General features: G+C 61.9%; 1 protein-coding gene and 1 pseudogene. Both read right to left on the bottom strand.

Translation table 11 applies throughout. The annotated features are described in order from the left end of the window. Positions 1–785: ParB/RepB/Spo0J family partition protein (locus RNA01_RS23090; RefSeq protein WP_147182427.1), on the bottom strand; the 785-nt coding region annotated here is incomplete at its 3' end. Positions 786–1,337: 552 nt separating this feature from the next. After that, positions 1,338–2,194, bottom strand: a pseudogene (locus RNA01_RS23085) (lactate dehydrogenase); the annotation flags it as partial.

Genomic DNA, 2,194 nt, shown 5'->3' with positions numbered 1-2,194 from the left:
AAGATCGCGCCGCGCTTCGGCAGGTTGCTCGTCATCCATTCGTGCTGGGCGCCAAGAAAACCTTCGACATTGGTAGTGTAGCGGCCGTCCTCGTCGGCCGGTGCGAAGAGATCCTCCACCCATTCGATGCCGTAGGCCTGAGCCAGATCGTCACCGAAGCTCGCGTCCCTGGCATACATGCGCTTTTTCGTCAGCGCATTGGCGATCTGCCACCATGGCGCCGTATCACCCTTCTTTGGCTTGTGCGCCTTCCAGACTTCTTTCTGATCGACTTGGCCGGCGGCCGCGATCACCCGTAGCTGCTGCTCGGACGGCATGTCGCCCAGCGCCATCTGCTCCAGCATAGCTGGCAGGACATTGGCAAGCAGGCGCAGCTTGCGGATCTGGCGGACGGGAAGAGCGAGAGCGACGGCGATCGCTTCCTCTGTCCAGCCGAGAGCAACGAGCCGTTCGATGCCGCGCCATTGATCAACGGGATTAAGAGCCTCGCGAACGCTGTTCTCGACCATGGAACGCATCGCGCCATTGTCGTTGGCTGCCTCAACGACGAGGATTTCGATTTCTTCGAGACCGGCCGCGATGGCGAGACGCACCCGACGATGCCCGGCGTCGATAATGTAGCCGTTTCCACCATCGGTTTCCGGCGCGACCACCGGCGGCTGGACGATGCCGACGGCCTTGATCGTCGCCAGCATCAGCGCATCGGCCTGCGGCGACGACTTCGACTGGCGCATCCGGTCGGGGTTTTCCTTCAGAGCGCGCGGGTCAACCTTCATGATCTGCATGGGATTTGTCCTTGTCTAGAGAGTTCCGGACCGGCGCCTTGCCAGCCCTTCCTGTCTTCATTTTTCTCGAAGACACCTCCAGGACCGCCGAACGGCCGGACTGACGCAACTGCGGCCGAGCATCCCTGCTGTGAAGAACGAGCGGGGCTGACAGCCCTGCGAAGAACGAGTAGCCGGGATGGCGCAGGCAGCGGTTGAGCGCACGCGTCGGCAGGAGGACCGATCGGCGACCGGGTTCTTTCCCTCCCTTCATTTCCTCTTCTCTACCGGACAGCCGGCTCGCGCACGGACAGGCGCGATCGGCACGAAGAACCCTGCCAGGAAACTGAAACGCAAAAAGGGCGCTCGACCCGCGAGGGGAGCGCCCTTTATCTAACCCGGACAACGTCGAAAGCCATGGGCCAGGCGCCATGGGCAGGACATCATCTGAACGGGAAGCGATCTGCAGATATGGTCGAGGTCGAGAGATTTCAAGTCTCTACCCGCCAACGCTCGTCGATGCCACGACTGGAATGGAGCCCAGGCAAGAAGACCAGCCCGGGCTTGTATTCCTCACGCCGCGATCTGGTCAGCATCTGCGATGGCGGAGGCAGCCAGTTCTTCCTCGATCTCGCGAAGTTGCTTCTTCTTGGCGCCGAGCTCATCGCCGAACTGGAAAGCGCCGCCGATGCGCGACTGATACGAACTAAGCCGGCGCTCGGCCTCGTCGAGCCGCCGGCGATACTGACGCTGTTCCTCCTCGAAGCCGCCGAGTCCATGCTCCAGCCGCGAGATTGCGCCCAGCGGCGTGACCGTGATCGCAAGGTCGAACTCTTGACTTACGCCAGTGCGTTGGAGCAGCGTCTCGTAGCGATAGCCGTCGCCCTTGCCGGACCTCTCACCCTCATAGACGAGATCGAAGCCGCCGATCGTGGCGAGATGCACCTCGCCCTCATGCTGAAGCTGCAGAAGCGTAATGATTTCCTTTATCATAGCGCGGCCCGCTTCCTTGCGCTCGACATATTCTTTACCGAGCACCGTCATGGTGAAGGCATCGCCGGTGGTCGACTGTAGCCGCGCAATATCCTGGCCGATTTCGCCAATCCGCCGGGTCGAGACCTCGATCTCGCGCTCGGCGTCGCGCATCTGCCGGCGGACGGCGTATTGATCGTCCTCGTGGGCGGCCCGCAGCCGTTCGAGCCGTGCGATATCGGCTTCCAAGCCTGCCTTCTGCATCAACCGTTCATCGCCGGATGCGATCGCCTTGGCCATCGCGAACTGGTTGGCCGCCCCCTCGCCAACGTCTTCGAGCCGGCGGATCGAGGTATCTCCCGACAGAGCCGCGGCAATAAATCGGGCTTTGCGCTCATTATTCTGCCACATGCTGGCATCCAATGAGCCTTCCGTCGCATAGGCGAAGATATCGACCT

It is taken from the genome of Paenirhizobium naphthalenivorans, from assembly GCF_007992095.1.
GTDB lineage: Bacteria > Pseudomonadota > Alphaproteobacteria > Rhizobiales > Rhizobiaceae > Allorhizobium > Allorhizobium naphthalenivorans.
Note: the sequence above shows the minus strand (reverse complement) of the source record. Positions and strands in the feature narration are given on the sequence as shown.